The 20013-nt window shown below is 70.2% G+C and carries 20 protein-coding genes; 12 read left to right on the top strand and 8 right to left on the bottom strand.

Annotated elements, in window-relative coordinates; all coding sequences use genetic code 11:
* The first annotated feature begins 254 nt into the window (after positions 1–254).
* Complete coding sequence (locus EBN03_RS16695) at positions 255–590, top strand: VOC family protein (protein WP_122188952.1); 336 nt, start codon at positions 255–257, stop codon at positions 588–590.
* Positions 591–606: 16 nt separating this feature from the next.
* Here EBN03_RS16695 and EBN03_RS16690 read toward each other — a convergent pair whose 3' ends face one another.
* Both EBN03_RS16690 and EBN03_RS16685 read right to left on the bottom strand, forming a co-directional pair.
* Positions 607–1056: a hypothetical protein gene (locus EBN03_RS16690; RefSeq protein WP_122188951.1), complete on the bottom strand. Its 450-nt coding sequence runs from the start codon at positions 1054–1056 to the stop codon at positions 607–609.
* Between the two features lie 55 nt (positions 1057–1111).
* Positions 1112–2752 carry an ABC-F family ATP-binding cassette domain-containing protein gene (locus tag EBN03_RS16685; protein WP_122188950.1) on the bottom strand — a complete coding sequence of 547 codons (1641 nt, stop codon included), beginning with the start codon at positions 2750–2752 and terminating at the stop codon, positions 1112–1114.
* Between the two features lie 370 nt (positions 2753–3122).
* On the opposite strand from EBN03_RS16685, the gene EBN03_RS16680 reads away from it, so the two are divergent.
* Positions 3123–3428, top strand: coding sequence for a DUF6802 family protein (locus EBN03_RS16680; protein WP_122189093.1), 306 nt, complete (start codon positions 3123–3125; stop codon positions 3426–3428).
* Positions 3429–3431: 3 nt separating this feature from the next.
* Here EBN03_RS16680 and EBN03_RS16675 read toward each other — a convergent pair whose 3' ends face one another.
* A complete protein-coding gene (locus tag EBN03_RS16675; RefSeq protein WP_122188949.1) occupies positions 3432–4301 on the bottom strand; it encodes a dienelactone hydrolase family protein in 870 nt (289 codons plus the stop codon).
* Positions 4302–4473: 172 nt separating this feature from the next.
* On the opposite strand from EBN03_RS16675, the gene glmS reads away from it, so the two are divergent.
* Entirely contained in the window at positions 4474–6339 is a 1866-nt protein-coding gene (glmS, locus tag EBN03_RS16670; RefSeq protein ID WP_122188948.1) for a glutamine--fructose-6-phosphate transaminase (isomerizing), read from the top strand.
* Between the two features lie 5 nt (positions 6340–6344).
* Here glmS and EBN03_RS16665 read toward each other — a convergent pair whose 3' ends face one another.
* Both EBN03_RS16665 and EBN03_RS16660 read right to left on the bottom strand, forming a co-directional pair.
* A complete protein-coding gene (locus tag EBN03_RS16665) occupies positions 6345–7181 on the bottom strand; it encodes an SDR family NAD(P)-dependent oxidoreductase (protein WP_122189092.1) in 837 nt (278 codons plus the stop codon).
* Positions 7182–7230: 49 nt separating this feature from the next.
* A complete protein-coding gene (locus EBN03_RS16660) occupies positions 7231–7662 on the bottom strand; it encodes a plastocyanin/azurin family copper-binding protein (RefSeq protein WP_122188947.1) in 432 nt (143 codons plus the stop codon).
* Between the two features lie 268 nt (positions 7663–7930).
* On the opposite strand from EBN03_RS16660, the gene EBN03_RS16655 reads away from it, so the two are divergent.
* The 7 genes from EBN03_RS16655 (at position 7931) to tsaD (ending at position 14588) form a co-directional block, all read left to right on the top strand.
* A complete protein-coding gene (locus EBN03_RS16655; RefSeq protein ID WP_122189091.1) occupies positions 7931–9415 on the top strand; it encodes a bifunctional ADP-dependent NAD(P)H-hydrate dehydratase/NAD(P)H-hydrate epimerase in 1485 nt (494 codons plus the stop codon).
* Positions 9394–10545 carry an alanine racemase gene (alr, locus tag EBN03_RS16650; RefSeq protein WP_122188946.1) on the top strand — a complete coding sequence of 384 codons (1152 nt, stop codon included), beginning with the start codon at positions 9394–9396 and terminating at the stop codon, positions 10543–10545. The genes EBN03_RS16655 and alr overlap by 22 nt, the downstream gene beginning before the upstream one ends.
* A 9-nt stretch (positions 10546–10554) precedes the next feature.
* A complete protein-coding gene (locus tag EBN03_RS16645; protein WP_233608423.1) occupies positions 10555–11643 on the top strand; it encodes an alpha/beta fold hydrolase in 1089 nt (362 codons plus the stop codon).
* Positions 11636–12088, top strand: coding sequence for a tRNA (adenosine(37)-N6)-threonylcarbamoyltransferase complex ATPase subunit type 1 TsaE (tsaE, locus tag EBN03_RS16640; RefSeq protein ID WP_122188945.1), 453 nt, complete (start codon positions 11636–11638; stop codon positions 12086–12088). Before EBN03_RS16645 ends, tsaE begins: the two co-directional genes overlap by 8 nt.
* Positions 12089–12352: 264 nt before the next feature.
* Positions 12353–13045, top strand: a complete 693-nt coding sequence (tsaB, locus tag EBN03_RS16635) for a tRNA (adenosine(37)-N6)-threonylcarbamoyltransferase complex dimerization subunit type 1 TsaB (protein ID WP_122188944.1) — start codon at positions 12353–12355, stop codon at positions 13043–13045.
* 26 nt (positions 13046–13071) lie between these two features.
* Positions 13072–13542, top strand: coding sequence for a ribosomal protein S18-alanine N-acetyltransferase (gene rimI / locus EBN03_RS16630; protein WP_122189089.1), 471 nt, complete (start codon positions 13072–13074; stop codon positions 13540–13542).
* A gap of 11 nt (positions 13543–13553) precedes the next feature.
* Entirely contained in the window at positions 13554–14588 is a 1035-nt protein-coding gene (tsaD, locus tag EBN03_RS16625; protein WP_122189088.1) for a tRNA (adenosine(37)-N6)-threonylcarbamoyltransferase complex transferase subunit TsaD, read from the top strand.
* Positions 14589–14732: 144 nt separating this feature from the next.
* Here the strand turns inward: tsaD and EBN03_RS16620 are convergent, their stop codons facing one another.
* Positions 14733–16172, bottom strand: coding sequence for an Hsp70 family protein (locus EBN03_RS16620; RefSeq protein ID WP_122189087.1), 1440 nt, complete (start codon positions 16170–16172; stop codon positions 14733–14735).
* A gap of 589 nt (positions 16173–16761) precedes the next feature.
* Between EBN03_RS16620 and groES the strand changes: the two genes are divergently transcribed.
* On the top strand, positions 16762–17064 hold the full coding sequence (groES, locus tag EBN03_RS16615) for a co-chaperone GroES (protein ID WP_122188943.1): 303 nt from the start codon (positions 16762–16764) through the stop codon (positions 17062–17064).
* Between the two features lie 124 nt (positions 17065–17188).
* Entirely contained in the window at positions 17189–18796 is a 1608-nt protein-coding gene (gene groL, locus EBN03_RS16610; RefSeq protein WP_122188942.1) for a chaperonin GroEL, read from the top strand.
* Between the two features lie 69 nt (positions 18797–18865).
* Here groL and EBN03_RS16605 read toward each other — a convergent pair whose 3' ends face one another.
* Entirely contained in the window at positions 18866–19174 is a 309-nt protein-coding gene (locus EBN03_RS16605) for an RskA family anti-sigma factor (protein WP_199742809.1), read from the bottom strand.
* A gap of 1 nt (position 19175) precedes the next feature.
* Positions 19176–19769, bottom strand: coding sequence for a sigma-70 family RNA polymerase sigma factor (locus EBN03_RS16600; protein WP_122188941.1), 594 nt, complete (start codon positions 19767–19769; stop codon positions 19176–19178).
* Positions 19770–20013: the final 244 nt, after the last annotated feature.

Genomic DNA, 20013 nt, shown 5'->3' with positions numbered 1-20013 from the left:
GCCGCTGTACACGACGAACCCGAAAGACTTTGCCGGAATTGACGACATCGTCACCGTGGTTGCGGTAACGCGGCCTGCGGGTGCGACCGGCTGAAGGTAACCACCGTCTCCTCTGTTCGACGCGCTCGCTTCGGCGCTGCCGCTGGGTCCGAGTGTCGTCGTGCAGGGCGCAGTCACCTACATCCGGGTCGACCGGCGGCGATTGTTCGCACGCCCATCCCGAACGGGTCGGTGCGCGGCGGTAGCGTTCGGGGATGTTCACCATCGATTTCGTGGAGTTTCCGTCCAGTTCGGCCGCGGAGTCCGCGGCCTTCATGGAGCGGGCGTTCGGGTGGAAGTCCACCGCGTACGGTCCCGATTACACCGATGTGCAGGGTGGGGGTATCACCCTCGGGTTCCAGTCGGACACTGCCGAGCAGGCCGGGGCACCCCTGGTGATCGTGCGCACCGATGATCTGGATCGGGCCTGTCGGGAGGTGGAGGCCGCGGGTGGGGTGATCACCGTGGAGCCCTTCGACTTTCCGGGTGGGCGGCGGTTCCATTTCCGGGAGCCGGGTGGGAGCGAGCTCGCGGTGTGGCAGGCCGAGTAGCGGAATCGGCTGCGGTTCAGCCGAACTGGGCGTGCAGGAAACCGGTGAACGGGACGCCGAAGCCGCCGAACTCGCCGGCGATCAGCGCGTACATGGCGAATCGTAAAGCGGGAGAGACGGTTCCGTGGAACTGGTTGGTGGTGTCGCGGCGCAGGCCGTGCAGACAGTACTGGGCGACGGCGCCGGCGAAGAGCGCCTCCACGATCAGGGCGGCGGTGAGGTTCACCGCGGTCGGCCAGTCGGACAGCGCCACGAACACCGCCAGCAGCACGCCCGCGAAGCTGTACATCAGTGCCGCGCGATGGGCGATGTCCACATAGACGTGCGCGGATCCGTCGGGGCTGGTGCGGATCTGCCGGTACTTCCACACGCCGAGCGCCAACGCCCAGAGGAACAGCAGTCCCGTGACCAGCAGCGTCACTTTCGTGTCGAGGCCGAGAACGAGTTCGGTGCGGGCAGAGTTCACGGGTCTTCCGATCAACGGTGCTGTGGCGGGCGGTGATTCGCGCCGACGGCTGCGGTCACAGGCTCTGGGTGAGTGTGCCGGAGTCCATGTGCCAGCGGCGGGTGGCGCGGACGTTGTCGAGCATGCGGCGGTCGTGGGTGACCAGAAGCATGGTGCCGTCGAAGGATTCGACGGCCTGCTCCAGCTGTTCGATGGCGGGCAGGTCGAGGTGGTTGGTGGGCTCGTCGAGCACCAGCAGGTTCACCCCGCGCGCCTGCAGCAGGGCCAGCGCGGCCCGGGTGCGTTCACCGGGGGACAGGGTGTCGTTGGGGCGCAACACATGTGGGCCGCGCAGACCGAATTTGGCCAGCAGCGTGCGCACCTCCGATTCGTTCCAGTCCGGCACCTCGGCACCGAAGGTCTCGGTCAGGGTCGCGGTGCCCCGGAACAACCCGCGCGCCTGGTCCACCTCGCCCACCGCGACGCCGGAACCCAATGTGGCCGTACCGGTATCGGCGGCGACCCGGCCCAGCAGCAAGGCCAGCAGGGTGGACTTGCCGGAGCCGTTCGCGCCGGTCAGCACGATGCGGTCACCCCAGTCGATCTGTGCGGTCACCGGTCCGAGCGTGAACTCACCGCGTGTCACGGTGGCACCGGACACCGTCGCGACCACCGAACCGCTGCGGGGCGCGGCGGCGATCGACATCTGCAGTTCCCACTCCTTGCGTGGTTCCTCGACCACCTCCAGGCGCTCGATCCGCTTCAGGGTCTGGCGGACCTTGGACGCCTGCTTCTCGGTCGCCTCGGCGCGGGTCTTGCGGCCCATCTTGTCCGAGTCCTTCGCCTTGCGGCGGGCGTCGCGCACCCCGTGTTCCATCCAGTTGCGCTGCATCTGGGCGCGGGACTGCAGGTCGTCCTTGGTGTTGGCGAATTCCTCGTACGCCTCGCGGGCATGGCGGCGGGCGATCTCACGTTCGGCCAGGTAGGACTCGTAACCGCCGTCGTACAACCCGACCTGCTGCTGCGCCAGATCCAGTTCGACGATCCGGTTCACGGTGCGCGCCAAGAACTCCCGGTCGTGGCTGATCACCATCAGCGGTGCCCGGACGCCGCGCACGAAGCTCTCCAGCCGGGACAGGCCGTCGAGGTCCAGGTCGTTGGTCGGCTCGTCGAGCAGCAGGATGTCGAAGCGGGACAACAGCACCGAGGCCAGTCCGGCGCGGGCGGCCTGCCCGCCGGACAGTCCGGTCATCGGGGTCGCGAGACCGTCGGGCAGGCTCGCGATCAGGCCGAGGTCTGCGGCGACCTCCTCGGCCCGCTGGTCCAGGTCGGCGCCGCCGAGTGCCAGCCAGTGCTCGAGGGCCGGGGTGTACTCGTCGTCGGTGCTCTCGGCCAGCCGTTCGGCGGCGGCGTCCATCTCCTGTTGCGCGGCAGCGACTCCGGTGCGGCGGGCGAGGAATTCCAGCACGGTCTCGCCGGGGATCCGTTCCGGTTCCTGGGTGAGGTGGCCGACGGTGGCGTCGGGCGGGCTGAGCGTGATCTCGCCCTCGTCGGCGCGCCGGGCGGCGAGCATCCGCAGCAGCGTGGACTTCCCGGCCCCGTTGACCCCGACCAGGCCGATCACGTCACCGGGCGCGAGCACCAGGTCGAGATCGCTGAACAGTGTCCGCTCGGCGTGCCCGGCTCCCAGACCCTTCGCGTGCAGCGTCGCGCTCACGCCTCCACCTCGCTTCGCTCGGCTCCGGCGTGCGCGCGGCGCACTGCATCTCCGGTTCGCTCACTACGTTCGCTCACGCCTCCACCTCGCTTCGCTCGGCTCCGGCGTGCGCGCGGCGCACTGCATCTCCGGTTCGCTCACTACGTTCGCTCACGCCTCCACCTCGCCGGTGTTCGGTTCCGGCGCCATGGTGGCCGGCTGCCACCCGGATCGCTCACGCCGGTTCCCGGCTCTCATGCACATGCCCAGATTCTCTCCGCAGCGCCGGGGAGGTGCGGCGGCGGGTGCGGCTGTGCGGGGCTGGCTACCCGAGCGGTGGTTCGGATGTCACCATGGTGACAACCGAATCATGTGTCTGGAGGAGCCGTTCATGTTCTCTTCGGAAGGCCTTCCGGGGCTCGACCTACCGGCTGTCGATGTGCATTCCGACCTGAGCGGGCTGGGCGCGGTGGAGTTGACCCACCCGAACGAGGACATCGGCGGTACCGGCATCGCCGACGGTGAGACCGTGCACGACGGCCATTCGCTGGAGGTGTGGTCCGATCTCGACCACGACGGTCTCGCCGACCACGTCACGATCGTCGACGACGGTGGCGACTTCGCGGCCTGGGAGTTCCACCACCACCCCGACGGCACCACGGAGTGGGTGCGGACCGACCAGGGCCACCTGGGCTGAGGCTCAGCGGCGCAGCAGGGTGGCCAGCTCCAGCAGCTGCCGCTTCGAAAGGTGTTCGGGCTCTTTGGCTTCCACCTCGGCGTGCGGATCGACGACCTCGGTGCGGGCGATGATCTCCTCCGGGTCGGCGAAGGCCTTGTACTTCTTGTCGCCCAGCAGCTCGTACTTGAGGTAGCCGACGAGCAGCGCGCGGGTGAGCCGGGCCGTCTTCGGTTCGTGCTTGCTCGCGCCGAGCGCGGACAGGGCGCGACGGCCTTCCACGATCCCGTTGTGTGAGCCCTTGGCGATCGAGCGCAGCACCGCCGGCCCGCCCCACGCGCGGGCCAGCGGGATCGCGTCGGAGTTCATCGCGTCGATGTCCTCGGATCCGGCCAGGATCAGCGCCGGGGTCTCGATACCGGGGGCCAGCGAGACCGCGGACGGCGAGGTCGGCGCCGGGAACAGCGCCGCGACGGCCCGCACCGGGCGGTGCGAGGCGGCGATCACCGCGGCGCCCGCGCCCATGCCGTGGCCGGCGAGCGCCAAGCGGTCCGGGTGGACGGTGATATCTCCGGCGCCCAGCCGCACACCGGTGCAGATGTCGAGGGTGGTCAACAGGTCGCCGGCGAGGTTCAGGTGCGAGGGGATCGGGCCGCGTTCGCTGTCGGGCGCGGCCGCCACGAATCCCCAGGACGCGAGGTGTTGCAGCAGCTTGCGGTAGTTGGCCGCACCGGTCAGCCAGCCGTGCCCGAAGGCGACCGCAGGCAGATTGTGCCCTTCATCAGGGGTGAACACCACTCCCTGCTGCCCGGCAATGCCCAGATTGCCACGCAGCACCCGGTATTCACCGGGGCTCGTCAAGGTGCTCAGAAGCGATTTCACAGACTCGGACACGCCCTCGAATTTATCGGATAGCGAAGGGGATCGGGGGATCCGATCGCACACGATGTCGACCGGACCCGCGTCGCGCACGCCACACCGGCATCGCGGCGCCCGGCACACCCGACATCTCGGGAGGCGACGCACCCGACTCGCGCACGCCGGCGCTCCCAGTAGGCTGACAGCCATGTGCGGAATCGTGGGGTACGTCGGATACCGGGATGCGCTCGACGTCGTCGTCGACGCATTGCGTCGGATGGAGTACCGCGGGTACGACTCGGCCGGTGTGGCGATCGTCGACGGCTCCGGCGCCCTCGCCGTCGAGCGCAAGGCCGGCCGGCTCGCCAATCTCGAAGCCGAGCTGGACCAGACCGGCCGCGCGGCCTACGCCGGCGCCACCGGTATGGGCCACACCCGCTGGGCCACCCACGGCGCCCCCACCGACCGCAATGCGCACCCGCACCGGGACGTCACCGGCAAGGTCGCCGTCGTACACAACGGGATCATCGAGAACTTCGCCCCGCTGCGCAAGGAGCTCGAGGACGCCGGTGTCGAGCTGAACAGCGACACCGACACCGAGGTCACCGTGCACCTGGTGGCCCGCGCCTACGCCGAGGGGCCGACGGCCGGCGACTTCGTGGCCAGCGCGCTGTCGGTGCTGCGCCGGCTCGAGGGCGCGTTCACGCTGGTGTTCGCGCACGCCGACCACCCGGACCGGATCGTCGCGGCTCGCCGCTCGACGCCGCTGGTGGTCGGGGTCGGCCAGGGCGAGATGTTCGTCGCCTCCGATGTCACCGCCTTCATCGAGCACACCCGCGAGGCGGTCGAGCTCGGACAGGACCAGGTCGTGGTGATCACCGCCGACGGCTACACGGTCACCGATTTCGACGGTGACGCCGATGTGGTCACCAAGCCGTTCACCATCGACTGGGACCTCGCCGCCGCCGAGAAGGGCGGCCACGAATTCTTCATGCTCAAGGAGATCGAGGAGCAGCCGGCCGGGGTCGCCGACACCTTGATCGGGCATTACGCGGACGGGCAGGTGGTGCTCGACGAGCAGCGCTGGTCGGACCAGGAGCTGCGCGAGATCGACAAGGTGTTCGTGGTCGCCTGCGGCAGTTCGTATCACGCGGGCCTGCTGGCCAAGTACGCGATCGAGCACTGGACCCGGATCCCGGTCGAGGTCGAGCTGGCCTCCGAATTCCGTTACCGCGACCCGGTTCTGGACCGGTCGACGCTGGTCGTGGCGATTTCGCAGTCCGGTGAGACTGCCGACACGCTCGAGGCGGTGCGGCACGCCAAGGACCAGAAGGCGCGCGTGCTCGCCATCTGCAACACCAATGGCGCGCAGATCCCGCGCGAGGCCGACGCGGTGCTGTACACCCGCACCGGGCCGGAGATCGGGGTGGCGTCCACGAAGGCGTTCCTGGCCCAGATCACCGCGAATTACCTGGTCGGGCTGGCGCTGGCGCAGGCGCGCGGCGTCAAGTACCCGGACGAGGTGGCGGCCGAGTTCAACCATCTCGAACTCATGCCGAAGCTGGTGGCGAAGGTGCTGGAGTCGGCGCCGCAGGTGCGGGCGATCGCGCGCGAGTTCGCCCACCAGTCGACGGTGCTGTTCCTGGGCCGCCACGTCGGTTACCCGGTGGCGCTCGAGGGTGCGCTGAAACTCAAGGAGCTGGCCTACATTCACGCCGAGGGCTTCGCCTCCGGTGAGCTCAAGCACGGCCCGATCGCGCTGATCGAGGAGGGCGTGCCGGTGATCGTGGTGATGCCGTCGCCGAAGGGCCGCGCCGTGCTGCACTCCAAGCTGCTCAGCAACATTCGCGAGGTGCAGGCGCGCGGTGCCCGCACGATCGTGATCGCGGAGGAGGGCGACGACACCGTGCGCCCGTTCGCGGATCACCTGATCGAGATCCCGGCCGCGCCGACGCTGTATCAGCCGCTGCTGTCCACGGTGCCGCTGCAGATCTTCGCGGCCGAGGTGGCGATGCAGCGCGGTTACGACATCGACAAGCCGCGCAACCTGGCGAAGTCTGTCACCGTCGAGTAGCTCGATCACTCTCGCGGCGGTCGCACCCAGGCGCCGGTCAGCCCGAGCACGCCCGACCCGTCCAGGTCGGCGAGGCTGGTGCCGACGAACGTGCGGGCCCAGTCCGAGGTCTGCCAGCGGAAGACCGGCGGCTCGGCGGTGAGCGCCTGCAGGACCACCGTGCCGACCTCGGCGCCGGTCTGCGCCTCGGTGTAGGAAGTGAGCGTGCGTTCGAGGTAGCGGGACAGGGCCGAGGCGTAGGGGCCCGCGTCGGCGATCGCCTGCGCGGGATCGACATCGGCGTTGGCCACGAAAGCGGTTGCCACCGCGCCGGGTTCGATGACGCTTACCCCGACACCGACGGTGGCGGCCACCGGTGCCAGGCTCTGCATGAAGCCCTCGACCGCGAATTTGGCCGCGCAGTAGGCATCGTTGAACGGCTGCCCGATCGCGCCGCCGACGCTGGTGACGGTGACCACGCGGCCGCCGACCGCGCGCAGGTGGGGCAGCGCCTGCTTGGTGACCTCGACGACGCCGAAGTAGTTGACTTCCATGGCCTGCCGGATGTCGGCCATGGTGAGGGTCTCGGCGGTACCGAAGGCTGCCGCGCCCGCGTTGTTGACCACGGCGTCGAGCCGGCCGTAGTCGGCGAGCACGCCGCGCAGGCAGGCCTCGACCGAGGCGGGGTCGGTGACGTCCAGTTCGCGGATGTCCACGCCGCTGCCGGTTTCCCGCAGGGGCTGCGCCTTCGCGAGGTCGCGCATGGTGGCGACGGTGGTGAATCCGCTCTGGGCGGTGGCCACCGCGGTGTCGAAGCCGATTCCGGTCGAGGTTCCGGTGATGAGCACAACTTTGTCGGTCACCGGCTCATCCCAGCAGCAACCCGGGCGCGGATCCAGCCGCCGCACCGCTTTACTGCACGGTGACGGTGCCGCGCATATCCGGGTGCAGGGTGCACATGTAGCGGTAGGTGCCGGCGATGGTGAAAGTGTGACTCCATTCGCCTCGGTTGAAGATCGGGCTGTTGAGTCCCATCGCGGAGTCGCCGATGCCCTGGACGTTGTGCGGGAACTTGTCGTCGAACTTCCAGACGACGGTGTCGCCGGTCTTGATCGTCACCGACGCCGGGCTGAACTTCATGTCGTTCACCTCGACGGTGACCGTGCTGGTGCCGGGTGCGCCGGGCGTGGTCATCGTCGGCGGCGGGGTGGTGGTCGTGGTGTGGTGGGCGCTCGTGGGGTGCGACGACGTTGTCCCCGAACCACATCCGGCGATCGTCAGGGCGCCGGCCGCCGTCAGCGCGAGACAGGTGAGGCGGACGGCTCGGCGGTGCGCGAAGATCATGCGCGCCAGCCTATGCCCCCGCGGGTGGGGGTTGCGCGGCCGCTGAGCGGCACGGGACGCGCGCGTCAGCGCCGTTTCTCTCACGCGGACTCATCGAGCGTTCTCGGCATCCGCCCCCGAGTATCGCTGAGCGAATAGGGTGGCGGGCGAACAGTGCCCGCAGCGCACTGTTCGCGGTACGAACGACGGAAACCCCTCGATGGAGTCCGAAATATGGTGCGGTGACGCTCGTCGGGGTCCGGGCAGCCTGCACCGAAGGGTGGTGCGGGTGCGCGGGTATTACACGGCCGACCAGGTACGGGCGGCGGAAGCGGAACTGTTCACGCGGGTCGCGGCGGGAGTGCCCATGCGGCGCGCCGCGCACGGGCTGGCCCGGGTGGTCGCCGAGGAGCTGCGGGTCCGGACCGGGGCGGTGTACGGGCGTGCGGTCACGCTGCTGGTGGGTTCCGGGGATAACGGCGGGGACGCGCTGTGGGCCGGTGCCGAGCTGCGCGGTCGCGGTGTGGCGGTGTCGGCCCTGCTGCTGGATCCCGAACGCGCGCACGCCGCGGGACTGGCGGCGCTGATTCGGCGCGGCGGCCGCGTCGTCGACGAGCTGGGCGCGCCCGATCTGGTGGTGGACGGCATCGTCGGCCTGTCCGGCCGCGGGCCGCTGCGCCCGCGGGCCGCCGAACTCGTTGCGGCGGTTCGGGTTCCGATCATCTCGGTGGATCTGCCCAGTGGGGTCGATCCGGATACCGGCGCGGTCGACGGGCCCGCGGTCACCGCGGACGTCACCGTCGCGTTCGGTGCCTACAAGCCGGTCCACGCGCTGGCGGCACCGCGCTGCGGTCGCGTCGAGCTGGTGCCGATCGGGCTGCGCCTGCCCGCCCCCGACCTGATCGCGCTGGACCCGGCCGACGTCGGGGCCGGCTGGCCGGTACCCGGCCCGGACGACGACAAGTACACCCAGGGTGTGACCGGGATCTGCGCGGGCAGCGTCACCTATCCGGGCGCGGCCGTGCTGTGCACCGGCGCCGCCGTGGCCGCGACCTCGGGCATGGTCCGGTACGCGGGCACCGCGGATGTGCTGGCCCACTGGCCGGAGGTGGTCGCCGCGTCCTCGGTCGCGGACGCCGGGCGGGTGCAGACCTGGGTCGTCGGCCCCGGCAGCGGGACCGGTGGCGCGGCCGAAGCGCATCTGCGGCAGGTGCTCGCCGAGGACGTGCCGGTCGTGGTGGACGCGGACGGGCTGACCCTGCTCGGCTCCGAACCGGCCCTGCTGTCCGGTCGGCGGGCGCCGACCGTCCTGACCCCGCACGACCGGGAATTCGCGCGGCTGGCCGGCTGCGAACCCGGCGCCGACCGGGTCGCCGCGGTCCGGCAGCTGGCCGAACAGTGGCAGGTCACCGTCCTGTTGAAGGGGTACGCGACCCTGATCGCCACTCCGGGCCGGCCGGTGCTGGTGAACGTGGCCGGCGGTGCCTGGGCCTCGACCGCGGGCTCCGGCGACGTGCTGTCCGGCGTGATCGGCGCGCTGCTGGCCGCGGGAGCCGACCCGGCCTGGGCGGCCGCGGCCGCCGCTCGGGCGCACGCCCTCGCCGCGAGCTTGGCCGCCGACGGCGCCCCGATCGCCGCCGAAACACTGCTCGCGCACCTGCGGCCGGCGGTCCGTACGCTGCGCACGCTGGCCGCGGCGGTGGCGGCCGACGGCGTGCCCGGGACAGGCGAATGTTGCGTAACGGTCGCGGGATGGCAGGATCTGATGCTGTGAGTAGCGCAGAACCGCAGGTCGAGACGGTAATCGACCTGGATGCGGTCCAGCACAATGTGCGCGTCCTGGCCGACCACGCGGGTGCCGCCGCCGTCATGGCGGTGGTGAAGGCCGACGCCTACAACCACGGCGCCGTGCCCGTCGCGCGCGCCGCGCTGGCGGCCGGCGCCGCCGAACTCGGTGTCACCACGATCGCCGAGGCATTGGAGTTGCGCCGCAACGGAATCGACGCGCCGATCCTGACCTGGCTCAACACCTCCGACGCCGACTACGGGTCCGCGATCGAGGCCGGTATCGAGATCGGCGTCAGTTCGGTCGCGCATGTGCGTGCGGTGGAGCAGGCCGCCCGCCGCACCGGTACCACCGCCACCGTCACGCTCAAGGTGGACACCGGCCTGAACCGCAACGGCGTCTCGGACGCCGAGTTCCCGCAGGTACTGAAGTTGCTGAGCGAGCTGGTCGCCGAGGAGGTGGTGCGGTTCCGGGCCGTGTTCACCCATCTCGCGCACGCCGACCAGCCGCGGCATCCGGTGATCGACCGTCAGCGCGACCGGTTCCTGGCCGCCGTCGCCGCCGCGACCGAGCACGGGCTGAAACCGGAACTCGTGCACATGGCGAACTCGGCGGCGACCCTCACCCGGCCGGATCTGGCCTTCGACATGGTCCGGCCCGGGATCGCGATCTACGGCCTGTCGCCGGTGGAGGGCGACGACTACGGGCTGCGCCCGGTGATGACCTTCCGGGCCCGGGTCGCCCTGGTCAAGGAGGTCGCCGCCGGTGAAGGCGTGTCCTACGGGCACGAGTGGATCGCGGCCCAGGACACTACGGTGGCGTTGATTCCCGCCGGATACGCCGACGGGGTGCCGCGCGGTATCGGCGGCCGATTCGCCGTCCGGATCGGCGAGCGGGATTACCCCAATATCGGCCGGGTATGCATGGATCAGCTGGTGGTCGACCTCGGCGCCAACCCCGCGGGTGTGCGGGAGGGCGACACCGCGGTGCTGTTCGGTGGTGTGCCCGGCGGTCCGCACGCCCAGCAGTGGGCGGATGCGCTCGGTAGCATCCACTACGAGATCGTGTGTGCGCCACGCGGGCGAGTGGTGCGCCGGTACACCGGATCCGGTCGATAAGGGGAGCCGATGAATTCCGCACGGCGGCATACGATGTGGTCGACCGTCAAGTACGGGGGCCTGGCCACGGCGGGTGTCCTGGGCGCCATGGCCGGAACGCACGCCCTGCGCCGGCTCGGCTCGCACGTGGTGTGGCCGGCCAGTCCCGACGAGTTGGCGGACGAGGATTTCGCTCTGCTGGAACGGGATCCGGCGACCACGGTGACCACCTCCGACGGCGTCCGGCTGAACGTGCGGGTGTGCGGCCCGGATCGGCCCAAGGTCACCGTGATCTTCGCGCACGGTTTCTGTAATGCCATGGAGTCCTTCCACTTTCAGCGCCGCGACCTGGAACCGTTGTGGGGGGCGCGGACGCGGATGGTCTTCTACGATCAGCGCGGCCACGGCCGTTCCGGGCTGTCCCCGGCCCGTAACTGCACGGTCGGACAGCTCGGCCGCGACCTCGTCGACGTGGTGGCGCAGTGCGCGCCGCGCGGCCCGCTGGTGCTCGTCGGGCATTCGATGGGCGGGATGGCGGTGCTGTCGGCCGCCCGCCAGTTCCCGGAACTGTTCGACGCCCGGGTGCGCGGGGTCGCCCTGCTGTCCACGACGGCGTTCGGGATCACCTCCTCCGGCGTCACCCAGTTACTGCGGTTGCCGGTCGCCGACAGCCTGCGGTTCGCGGTCGCGACCTCGCCGGAACTGGTGCAGCTCAGCCGGGAGACCGCGAAACGGATTCTGAATCCGGTCCTGCACGCCAGCTCGTTCTACGGCGACGTCAGCCCGACCCTGTCCCGGTTCACCACGGCGATGATCGACAGCACCCCGATGGAGACGATCGCGCACTTCCTGCAGCCGCTGACCGTGCACGACGAGCGGGCGGCGCTGCCGGCGCTGGCGCCGCTGCCCGCGCTGGTGCTCGGTGGCAGCCACGACCTGATCATCCCGTTCCGCAATTCCCGGGTCCTGGCCGAGGATCTGCCCGACGCCGACCTGATCCGGGTCACCGACGCCGCGCACATGGTGCATCTGCAGTACCCGGAGCTGGTGAACATCGCCCTGGACCGGCTGCTCGTGCGGTCCGGGACGGCCGGCCGCCGACGGGTGGCCAATGCCTGAGACCGGATCCGGGCGGCGGACCTTGCCGACCGTCGCCGACACCGAGGCCTTCGGCCGCGAGCTCGCCGCCGACCTGCGCCCCGGCGACCTGGTGATCCTCGACGGCCCGCTGGGTGCCGGCAAGACCGCGCTTACCCGCGGGATCGCCGCCGGGCTCGGGGTGCAGGGCCGGGTCAGTTCGCCGACCTTCATCATCGCCCGCCAGCACCGCGCCGGCGACCACCCGGGCGCCATCCCGATGGTCCACGTCGACGCCTACCGGCTGGGCGGTGACCTCGACGAACTCGACGCCCTGGACCTGGACACCGACCTGAACCACGCGGTGGTGGTGGTGGAGTGGGGTCTCGGTGTGGTCGAGCATCTCACCGATCGGCACCTGCGGATCCAGCTGCACCGGGAGCCGGAGTCGGATGTGCGGACGATCGTGTGGGAGTGGATCTCCTAGGCCGCCCGGTCGCGTGGGCTCGCTGTTCCGAGGTGATTTCCGCCACGAGTGCTGCGGCACAACGGCCGGGGCGCACCGCGACGGGCGGGCCAGCCGGCGGGTGAATCGTCCGGTTCTGCGGTTCCGGTTGTGGCGCTTGGGCGTTGCTCGCGGGCGTGCGGTGGCGTGGGGTCGGGGCAGAGAGCACGCCGGTTGAACAGTAGGGGTGGGACGAGGCCGGTGATGGCGTCGGGCAGGTGACCAACCGGTATCGTTGGGCTAATCATGCTTGTACTTGCTGTCGACACTGCGACGCCCGCCGTGACGGCGGGACTGGTGGATCTGGAGCAGGCCGCACCGCTGCCGCGGGTCCGGCCGCTCGCCGCCCGGGTGACGGTCGATGCACGGGCACACAACGAGGTGCTCACACCGCAGATTCTGGCGTGCCTGGAAATCGCCGGGCGCACCCGCGCCGACCTCGACGCGGTCGTGGTCGGAGTCGGGCCGGGCCCGTTCACCGGGCTGCGGGTCGGGATGGCCACCGGCGCCGCCTTCGGTGACGCGCTGGGGCTTCCGGTGTACGGCGTCTGCAGCCTGGACGCGATCGCCGCCGACGCCCGGCGCGACCTCACCGGCCCCGACGCCGAACTGCTGGTGGTCACCGACGCGCGCCGCCGCGAGGTCTACTGGGCCCGCTACCGGGCCACCACCGACGGCCCCGGATTCGTCCGGGTGGCCGGTCCGCAGGTGTCCAAACCGGGCGACCTGGATGTCGGCGACTCCACCGCGATCGCTGGATCCGCCTCGCACGTGGACTATTTCGACCTGCCGGTACTGCCGGTCGAGACACCGTCGCCGGCCGGACTGGTGTGTTGCGCCGCCACCGAGCTGCTCACCGGCGCGCCCGCCGCACCGCTGGTGCCGCTGTACCTGCGGCGGCCCGACGCGGTCGAGCGCAGCTATCAGGTGGTGTCGTGAAACCGACCGGCATCGTGGTGGATGCGATGAGCCCCAAGGACATCGCGCGCTGCGTCGAACTCGAACAGGTGCTGTTCCCCGACGACGACCCGTGGACCGAGGTGTCGTTCCGGTCGGAGCTGGCCGGACCGCACAACCGATATCTGGTGGCGCGCACCGAAACCGGCCGCACCGTGGGCTACTGCGGGGTCGCGCTGCTGGGCACCGACGCGCATCCCGAGGCCGAGATCCACACCATCGGCGTCGATCCCGCCTGCCACCGCGCCGGGATCGGGACCCTGCTGCTGCTGGCGATGCTGGCCGCGGCCGGGGAGCGTGGGGGACCGGTGTTCCTGGAGGTGCGCACCGACAACGCCGCCGCCATCGCGATGTACGAGCGGCACGGGTTCCACATCATCGGCCTGCGCAAGAACTACTACCAGCCCAGTGGCGCCGACGCCTACACCATGCGGCGTCCGGCGCTGACCGGGTCGATCGTCAGTGAGGTGCTCGCGTGATCGGCGACGGCATGATCGTCATGGGTGTCGAGAGTTCCTGCGACGAGACCGGTGTGGGCATCGTGCGCTGGCACGGGGACGGCAGCTGCGAGCTCCTGGCCGACGAGGTCGCCTCCAGCGTCGATCAGCACGCCCGTTTCGGTGGGGTGGTGCCGGAGATCGCGTCCCGGGCGCACCTGGAAGCCATCGGGCCGACCATGCGGCGGGCGCTGGCCGCCGCCGGGATCGGCAAACCGGACGCGATCGCCGTGACCATCGGCCCGGGACTGGCCGGCGCGCTGCTGGTCGGGGTCGCGGCCGCGAAAGCCTATGCGGCGGCGTGGGATATCCCGCTGTACGCGCTGAATCACCTGGGCGGCCACGTCGCGGTCGACACTCTCGAACACGGTCCGATGCCGCCCGCGGTGGCGCTGCTGGTGTCCGGCGGCCACACCCATCTGCTGCAGGTCAGTGAGCTGGCGGCGCCGATCGTGGAGCTCGGCAGCACCGTCGACGATGCCGCCGGTGAGGCGTTCGACAAGGTCGCGCGCCTGCTCGGCCTGGGCTACCCGGGTGGACCGGCGCTGGATTCGGCTGCCACGCAGGGTGATCCGCAGGCGATTGCGTTCCCGCGCGGGATGACCGGGCCGCGGGACCCGCTGTTCGACTTCTCCTTCTCCGGCCTGAAGACGGCGGTGGCCCGCTACGTCGAATCCGCGCAGCGCGAGGGTCGGCCGATCCCGATCCCCGACGTCGCCGCGTCCTTCCAGGAAGCGGTCGCGGATGTGCTGACGCTGAAGGCGATTCGCGCGGTGCGGGAGACCGGCGTGGACACCCTGGTGCTCGGTGGCGGTGCCACCGCGAACTCCCGGATCCGTTCACTGGCCGAAGAGCGTTGCACCGCGGCGGGTATCCGCTTGCGGGTGCCGAAGCCGCGACTGTGCACGGACAACGGCGTCATGATCGCGACGCTGGGTGCGCACGTGATCGCCGGTGGGGCAGAGCCTTCCGACCTCTCGGTCGCCACCGACCCCGGCCTGCCGGTCTCGGTCAGCCGCCTGCCCTGAGCCGGGCTGCTTGCCGTGCGGGCGGGCTGCCTGGCGGAATCCGATCGGCCTGGAACGGGACTGCTCACCTCGACGCAGGGCCCGCAGGCCCTCAGGCGGTCCGCCTGCCCGCTTCCCCGGGTGGCCGGCCGAAGCAGCCCCCGCTCAACGTCCGTGCGGGGAGCCCGAATTCAGGCGCGGTCTCTGGCTGTCGGCGTGCATGGCGCCGGGGCTGTTCCCGTTGTTCCCATAGTTGCCGTTCCAGTCGTGATCCTGGCCCTGGTTCTGGCCGTGGTTGCCGTTGTTGTCCAGGTTCAGTAGTGGGCCCAGCAGGTGCGGCAGGTCCGGGAACGGGATCTGCGGCAGGTTGGGGTCGGGGCGCAGCGGCACCGTGTTCTGCGGGGAGGCGTCGGCGCCGCCGTTGGACGGTGTGTTGTATTGCGGCGGTTGGTGAGTGGCGCTGTTCAGGGTGCTCGGCGCCGGGTCGACGGTGGTCGGCGGTGTGGTGAGCGGTGCGGAGTTGCTGGTGCCGACGGGGCTGAAGTCGTGGTTGCCCGTCGAGCTGAGCTCCTTCACGCCGTAACCCACGACGAGCCCCACCACGGCCACCGCGCCGGCGAAGGTGCCGACGAGCTTGCCGAAGGTGATGCCCGGTGCGTCGCTGCGGCCGCCGGCGGCCGTGGGCTGCATCGCATCCGCAACCAGCGCAGCGCCTTTCGCGGTGATCGCCTCGGGCTCGGCGAGTGTGAGCACCGGGATGTCGAGCAGATGCCGGAGACTGGCGGCGACCGCGGGGATGTTCGCGCCGCCACCGATGACCGCGGCGGCGCGCGGTCTCTTGGGGGCCCGGCTGAACACGCCCGCAACGAAATTCGCCGACTCGTGCAGCAGGTCGAGGATGAGTTCCTCGAAGTCGGCGCGGGTCAGTTTGAGCGGGCGCCCGGCCACGTGGTCGATGGTGACCGCGGGGGAGATGGACAGGTGCTCCTTGGCGGCGCGGCTGCGGTTGATCAGCATGCTGCGGTTGGGACGCGTTCCGCGCCGGGCGAAGTGGCAGTCGAGCAGGTGGTGGTAGATGAGCTCGTCGATGGCGCGGCCGCTCACCGTGGGCGTGCGCTCGCAGCGCAGTACGGCCTCCTCGGCGAGGTCGGCGACGGTGACACTCGTTCCGGTAGCACCGAAGTCGATGATGGCGACGGTCTCGTGCTGGTCGAGCAGGCCGGTGTGCCGCAGGTATGTCAGTGCCGCGGTGCCCTCGTCGATCAACTGGACATCGCGGCGGCGGCCGACGGCCGAGCGAATGGCGACGGCCTGTTCCCGGTCCCGGTAGGCCACCGCGATGGCCCCTGGCGGCCCGGTGGCTTCGCTGCGCGACGGGATACCGGAGGCGGAGTGGTGGTGAGATCCCGTGAGGTGTGCGACATCTCGCGGCATCTGGGTGGTCATCAGCTCGATGGAGGATGCGACGAGGTCGCCGAGGTCGGAGTGCGCGACGTCCGCGGAGACCATGCGGTAGTCGAAGCTCTGTGCGCCGTTGGGCGCGGTGGTGACCAGTGCCGAGCACACGACCTCTTTCCCGGCCGAGATACCCAGGGATGTACGCATCTTCACCTCCCTTCGCGCGGATGGTCGTGGCGTTGCCGACCATCGCGAACGGTCTGTCCGGGTGTCGGCACGGTGTGCGGCCGGCCCGGGCGGCAGATCCAGCTCCGGCTGTGCCCGAATCCGTTTCGGTGTCGGGCGCGGCCGGTGATCACGTGTGCTCTAGCTCTCGTCTCAGGCGTGCGCGGGTGCTGCTCGCGCGCGGGTGAAGCAGGTGGTGCGTACTCGGTGATCGACCCCGTTGAAGTACCGGCCCCCTGTGCTTCTGGTCCCGGTGCGGAACGTCACGGCGTCGACGTCCATAGTGTCACATACCGTTATCCGAACGTTACAGATTTCGGAGATCACTTTCCACGCTTTCGGCGTGTCGGATCCACGGTGTTTCGCGGGTGCCCCCGGCCTTGAGGACTGGCACTCTCATGTATAGAGTGCTAGTTGGCACTTGCAGTGCTCGGGTGCCAGATCAAGGTGCCTGAGCTGGGGTCCCGGCACCCGCGACGACGGGGCTTCGCGCAGAGTCAGCACCTGACCCAAACCGTGAGTCCGGGGAACCGCCCCGGACGACCGATCCCCTGAATTTGGAGGGCTCAACGTGGCGAGCGTGAACATCAAGCCGCTCGAGGACAAGATCCTCGTCCAGGCCGGTGAGGCCGAGACGACGACCGCCTCCGGTCTGGTCATTCCCGACACGGCGAAGGAGAAGCCCCAGGAGGGCACCGTCATCGCCGTGGGCCCCGGCCGCTGGGACGACGCCGGCTCCAAGCGGATTCCGCTGGATGTCGCGGAGGGCGACACCGTCATCTACAGCAAGTACGGCGGCACCGAGATCAAGTACAACGGTGGCGAGTACCTGATCCTGTCGGCGCGCGACATCCTCGCTGTCGTCAACAAGTGACCCAGTCGTAACCGACGCCGCTGCCCTGGTACCCACTCGTGGGCGCCGGGGCAGCGGTCGTTACGACACCCTCCGCACACCCGGGCCGGGCCCGGGAGTCGCCTGAAGACACAGGAATTCACTCATGGCAAAGCAGATCGAGTTCGACGAGCACGCTCGCCGGGCTATGGAGCGCGGCGTCGACAAGCTCGCCGACGCCGTCAAGGTCACGCTGGGCCCGCGCGGCCGGCACGTGGTGCTGGCCAAGGCCTTCGGTGGCCCGACCGTCACCAACGACGGTGTCACCATCGCGCGTGACATCGACCTCGAGGACCCCTTCGAGAACCTGGGCGCGCAGCTGGTCAAGAGCGTCGCCACTAAGACCAACGACGTCGCCGGCGACGGCACCACCACCGCCACCGTGCTGGCCCAGGCCCTGATCAAGGGCGGCCTGAAGAACGTCGCCGCGGGTGCCAACCCGATCGGCCTCGGCGCCGGCATGAGCCAGGCCGCCGACGTCGTGGCGCAGGCGCTGCTGGCGGCCGCGAAGCCGGTCTCCGGCGAGCAGGCCATCGCGCAGGTCGCCACCGTCTCCTCGCGCGACGAGGAGATCGGCGAGATCGTCGGCAAGGCGCTCACCACCGTCGGCAAGGACGGTGTGGTCACCGTGGAGGAGTCCTCCACGCTGCACACCGAACTCGTCGTCACCGAGGGCGTGCAGTTCGACAAGGGTTACCTGTCGGCCTATTTCGTCACCGACCCCGACAAGCAGGAAGCGGCGCTCGACGACCCGTACATCCTGCTGCACCGCGACAAGATCTCCTCGCTGCCGGACCTGCTGCCGGTGCTGGAGAAGGTCGCCGAGGCCGGCAAGTCCGTCGTGATCATCGCCGAGGACGTCGAGGGCGAGGCGCTGTCCACCCTGGTGGTCAACGCGCTGCGCAAGACCCTCAAGGTCGTCGCGGTGAAGGCGCCGTACTTCGGTGACCGCCGCAAGGCGTTCCTGGACGACCTGGCGGTCGTCACCGGTGGCACCGTGATCAACCCCGATCTCGGGATCACGCTGCGCGACGCGGGCATCGACCTGCTGGGCCAGGCCCGGCGCGTGGTCGTCACCAAGGACAACACCACGATCGTGGAGGGCGCCGGCACCGCCGACGCCATCAAGGCGCGCGTCGCGCAGCTGCGCGGCGAGATCGAGGCGACCGACTCCGACTGGGACCGCGAGAAGCTCGAGGAGCGGCTGGCGAAGCTGTCCGGCGGCGTCGCGGTGATCAAGGTCGGTGCGGCCACCGAGACCGCGCTCAAGGAGCGCAAGTACCGGGTCGAGGACGCGGTCTCCGCGGCCAAGGCCGCCGTCGAGGAGGGCATCGTGCCCGGCGGTGGTACCGCGCTGGTGCAGGCCGCCACCAAGCTGGCCGACCTGCGCGCCTCGTTGACCGGTGACGCCGCCATCGGTGTCGACGTGGTCGCGAAGGCCCTGCAGGCCCCGCTGTTCTGGATCGCCACCAACGCCGGCGTCGACGGCGCGGTCGTGGTCAGCAAGGTCGCCGACGGCAAGGACGGCTTCAACGCCGCCACCCTCGCCTACGGCGACCTGGTCACCGACGGGGTCATCGACCCGGTCAAGGTGACCCGCTCGGCGGTCGTGAACGCCGTGTCGGTGGCCCGGATGGTTCTCACCACCGAGGTCGCCGTCACCGACAAGCCGGCCGAGGAAGAGCCGGCCGGTCACCACGGTCACGCGCACTGATCGCAGCCCGATACGACGATGGCCCACACACCGATCGGTGTGTGGGCCATCGTTTTTCGTTGTCGGGGGCTATCCGCCGTACTGGCCGGTGTGCAGCGAGGAACTGCCGTGGACCGGGCCACGCGGGTGGCCGACGGCCGGGGCGGCGTCGGCGGCGATGGCAGCGAGGACTCGATCGCGGAGCGACGCAGGCGGCGCGATCGCGGCCGCTGCGGTGAATTCGGCGAGGGCTTCCCTGGTCAGCTGCACCTCCTTCGCGAAGTCCGCGCGCAACATCGCATTACCACTGTCCAGCAGGTCGGCCGTCGCGCGCTGATCCTCGTCGCCGATCGATCCGAGCGCGAGTGCATGCGCGAGATCGATCTGGCTCTCGTTCATTTCAGGTCACTCCCAAACTCTTCTTCAGTCGTGTCAAACCGTCCCGAATCCGGGACTTCACGGTGGGCAGGCCTACTCCCAGATGGGCCGCGACCTCCGCGTAGGTGCGCCCGCCGAAATAGGCGAGCGAAATAGCCTCGCGCTGCGTCTCGGTCAGGGTCGCCAGTCCCTCCCGGACGGCTTGCTGATCGAGCCGGCGTCCTACCTCTTCGGTCACCTCGTCGAACTCGTTGCCGAGAGTGGCTGTGCCGTAGGCGACCTCGCGCTGTGCGTGTGCCTGCTCGGCGCGTACCCGGTCCACCGCGCGGCGGTGCGCCAGGGTCATCAGCCAGGTGACCGCGGAACCCTTGGTCGAGTCGAAATTGGCTGCGGTGCGCCAGATCTGCAGGTACACCTCTTGGGTGGTCTCTTCGGCGTAGCCCGGGTCGTGCAGAACCCGCAGCACCAGCCCGTAGACCCGGGCGCTGGTGCGGTCGTACAGCTCGGCGAACGCCTGCTGATCCGAGTCCCCGCACCGCTCCAACAGGGCGGCGAGTTCGATACCTTCAGCGACGCGTGCCGATACCGCGGAGTCGGCGCTCGATTGCGCAACCACAGTGGACGTGGCTGCCTGCTGGAACGAGCCGCCCCCTGCGGCCGGCGGCCGCGTAGTCACAACGCTCCGTTCTGTGTCATCGGCCACTACCGTAGCGGGCCGCTATCACCTCCTCGTAGCCGGGGGCACGAATGACTCGGCCGCCCTCGGAGCGATGGAGACGCGCCGAGAGTGCCTGCGGCAACACGCCGTCGACGCGCCGACCGCTAGGCGGACACGCCGGGTGCGTGGTGACGATCTTCGA

This window comes from Nocardia stercoris (assembly GCF_003696265.1).
GTDB classification, from domain to species: Bacteria; Actinomycetota; Actinomycetes; order Mycobacteriales; family Mycobacteriaceae; genus Nocardia; species Nocardia stercoris.
The sequence above is the reverse complement of the archived record's forward strand: the minus strand, read 5'-3'. Positions and strand labels throughout refer to the sequence as shown.

Coding starts and splice junctions, on each gene's coding strand:
- EBN03_RS16695 (WP_122188952.1), top strand. CDS start 255: ATGTTCACCATCGATTTCGTGGAGTTTCCGTCCAGTTCGGCCGCGGAG.
- EBN03_RS16680 (WP_122189093.1), top strand. CDS start 3,123: ATGTTCTCTTCGGAAGGCCTTCCGGGGCTCGACCTACCGGCTGTCGAT.
- glmS (WP_122188948.1), top strand. CDS start 4,474: ATGTGCGGAATCGTGGGGTACGTCGGATACCGGGATGCGCTCGACGTC.
- EBN03_RS16660 (WP_122188947.1), bottom strand. CDS start 7,662: ATGATCTTCGCGCACCGCCGAGCCGTCCGCCTCACCTGTCTCGCGCTG.
- alr (WP_122188946.1), top strand. CDS start 9,394: ATGGCAGGATCTGATGCTGTGAGTAGCGCAGAACCGCAGGTCGAGACG.
- EBN03_RS16645 (WP_233608423.1), top strand. CDS start 10,555: ATGAATTCCGCACGGCGGCATACGATGTGGTCGACCGTCAAGTACGGG.
- tsaE (WP_122188945.1), top strand. CDS start 11,636: ATGCCTGAGACCGGATCCGGGCGGCGGACCTTGCCGACCGTCGCCGAC.
- tsaB (WP_122188944.1), top strand. CDS start 12,353: ATGCTTGTACTTGCTGTCGACACTGCGACGCCCGCCGTGACGGCGGGA.
- rimI (WP_122189089.1), top strand. CDS start 13,072: ATGAGCCCCAAGGACATCGCGCGCTGCGTCGAACTCGAACAGGTGCTG.
- tsaD (WP_122189088.1), top strand. CDS start 13,554: ATGATCGTCATGGGTGTCGAGAGTTCCTGCGACGAGACCGGTGTGGGC.
- EBN03_RS16620 (WP_122189087.1), bottom strand. CDS start 16,172: ATGCGTACATCCCTGGGTATCTCGGCCGGGAAAGAGGTCGTGTGCTCG.
- groL (WP_122188942.1), top strand. CDS start 17,189: ATGGCAAAGCAGATCGAGTTCGACGAGCACGCTCGCCGGGCTATGGAG.
- EBN03_RS16605 (WP_199742809.1), bottom strand. CDS start 19,174: ATGAACGAGAGCCAGATCGATCTCGCGCATGCACTCGCGCTCGGATCG.